Here is a 2,175-nt window from a genome sequence, read left to right on the forward strand (position 1 = left end):
GTCCGGACCAGCCTCGGACAAGCGCTCTACCTCGCGGTAGGGCTAGAGCCCCTCGCCGATCTTCGTCAGCAGCAGGGCCTCCGCCAGGACCACCTTCTGCAGCTCGCCGAGGTGCACCGACTCGTTCGCGCCGTGCGCTCGCGAGTCCGGGTCCTCGACGCCGGTCACGAGGATCGCGGCGTCCGGGAAGACCTCGAGCAGGTCCGCGATGAACGGGATCGACCCGCCCATGCCCACGTCGACAGGGCTCGTACCCCACGCGTCGGTGAACGCCGCCCGCGCCGCGCGCATCGCCGCCGTGTCGCCCGCCGCGAGGAACGCCTTGCCCTGCTCGCCGTTGCGCCAGGTGACCTGCGCGCCGAACGGCGCGTGCTTCGCCACGTGCGCGGCCAACGCCTCGTCGGCCGCGGCCGGGTCCTGGCCCGGCGCGAGGCGCAGCGAGATCTTCGCGGTGCAGCTCGGTGCGATCGTGTTGGACGCCTCGGCCACCGAGGTGACGTCCATGCCGATCACCGAGAGGGCCGGCTTGGCCCACAGCCGCCCCGAGACGGTGCCGGTCCCGGCGAGCGACACGCCGTCGAGCAGCGAGGAATCGGCCCGGAGGGCGGCCTCGTCGTAGTCGACCAGCGGCTCGGACGCGCTCACCAGACCCTCGATCGCCACATCGCCAGCCTCGTCGTGGAACGTCGCCACCAGGCGCGACATCAGGGTGACGGCATCAAGGACCGGGCCACCGAACTGGCCCGAGTGCACCGCGTGCTCCAGGACCCGCAGCTCGACGAAGCCGTCGACCAGGCCGCGCAGCGACGTCGTGAGGGCGGGGACACCTACCTTCCAGTTCCCGGAGTCGGCCACGACGATGACGTCGGCCGCCAGCAGGTCGCGGTGCGTCTCCAGGAACGCGCGGAACGACGGCGACCCCGACTCCTCCTCACCCTCGAGGAACACCGTGACGCCGACCGGCAGGTCCGCGCCGTCGGGCAGGCCCAGCGCGCGCAGTGCGCCGAGGTGGGCCACGATGCCCGCCTTGTCGTCGGCGGCACCACGGCCGTAGAGCCGTTCGCCCACCTGGGTGGGCTCGAACGGCGCGGTGTCCCAGGTAGCCGGATCACCCGGCGGCTGCACGTCGTGGTGCGCGTACAGGAGCACGGTCGGCGCACCCTCGGGCGCCGGCCTGCGCGCGACGACGGCGGGTGCGCCCGGCGTGCCGTCCGGCCGCGGCACGGACAGGATCTGGACGTCAGGCAGGCCGGCGTCCCGCAGGAGTTGCTCGGTGGCCGCGGCGCTCGCGGCGACGTGCGCCTGGTCGAACGCGGCGGCCGAGACGCTCGGGATGCGCACCAGCGCCTCGAGATCGGCCTGCAGGGCGGGGAACAGCTCGGCGACGCGGGCGCGGAGGGCCGCGGTTGTATCGGAAGTCACCGCCCCACGTTAACGGCTCGCAGCGGGGCACCGCCGCGACCGATTAGGCTGGGGAGGTGTTCTCCCGCAGCAAGACTCCGACACCCGACGGCGTGACCCCCGTGGGCGACTCCCCCGACGACGTGACGCCCGCGTCCGCGACGACGTCGGACAGCGCCCCGAAGAAGGGGCGTCCGACCCCCAAGCGCAACGTCGCGCAGGCCGCGAACAAGCGCCCGCTCGTCCCGAACGACCGCAAGGCCGCACGCAAGGCGCAGCGCGAGAAGTCGCGCATCGACCGCGAGCGCGCCTACCAGGCGATGCAGACCGGCGACGAGAAGTACATGCCGGCCAAGGACAAGGGCCCGGTGCGCCGGTACGTGCGCGACTTCGTGGACGCGCGCTGGAACCTCGGCGAGTTCTTCCTGCCGGTCGCGTTCATCTTCCTGTTCGCGACGTTCTTCACCTCGCAGTACCCGCAGCTCAGCATCCTCGTGATGCTCGGCCTCTACGGGTTCCTGTTCCTGACGATCATCGACGCGTGGCTCCTGTGGCGGTCGCTGAAGAAGCGCCTGACCGCGAAGTTCGGCGACGTGCCGCGCGGTCTCCTGATGTACACGATCACGCGCGCCTATCAGCTGCGCCGTTCGCGCCTGCCGAAGCCGATGAGCAAGAAGCGCGGCAGCTACCCGGAGTAGCCCCGCTCGCCGGGCGGTAGTTGTCAGACGGCGCCGCACGTGTCAGACACACGGGTCACCAGGGTGACCTGTACGT

The 2,175-nt window shown here is 71.9% G+C and carries 2 protein-coding genes; one reads left to right on the forward strand and one right to left on the reverse strand.

The window, feature by feature from the left end; genetic code table 11:
• Positions 1 to 42 precede the first annotated feature (42 nt).
• Positions 43 to 1,422: a dipeptidase gene (locus ACFWE2_RS25260; RefSeq protein ID WP_377226956.1), complete on the reverse strand. Its 1,380-nt coding sequence runs from the start codon at positions 1,420 to 1,422 to the stop codon at positions 43 to 45.
• A gap of 56 nt (positions 1,423 to 1,478) precedes the next feature.
• Here ACFWE2_RS25260 and ACFWE2_RS25265 point away from each other — a divergent pair, with 56 nt between their 5' ends.
• Positions 1,479 to 2,099 (forward strand): DUF3043 domain-containing protein, encoded by a 621-nt coding sequence (locus tag ACFWE2_RS25265; protein WP_377226957.1) that lies wholly within the window; start codon positions 1,479 to 1,481, stop codon positions 2,097 to 2,099.
• The last annotated feature ends 76 nt before the right edge of the window (positions 2,100 to 2,175 follow it).

It is taken from the genome of Promicromonospora sp. NPDC060271 (assembly GCF_042726755.1).
Lineage (GTDB): Bacteria > Actinomycetota > Actinomycetes > Actinomycetales > Cellulomonadaceae > Promicromonospora.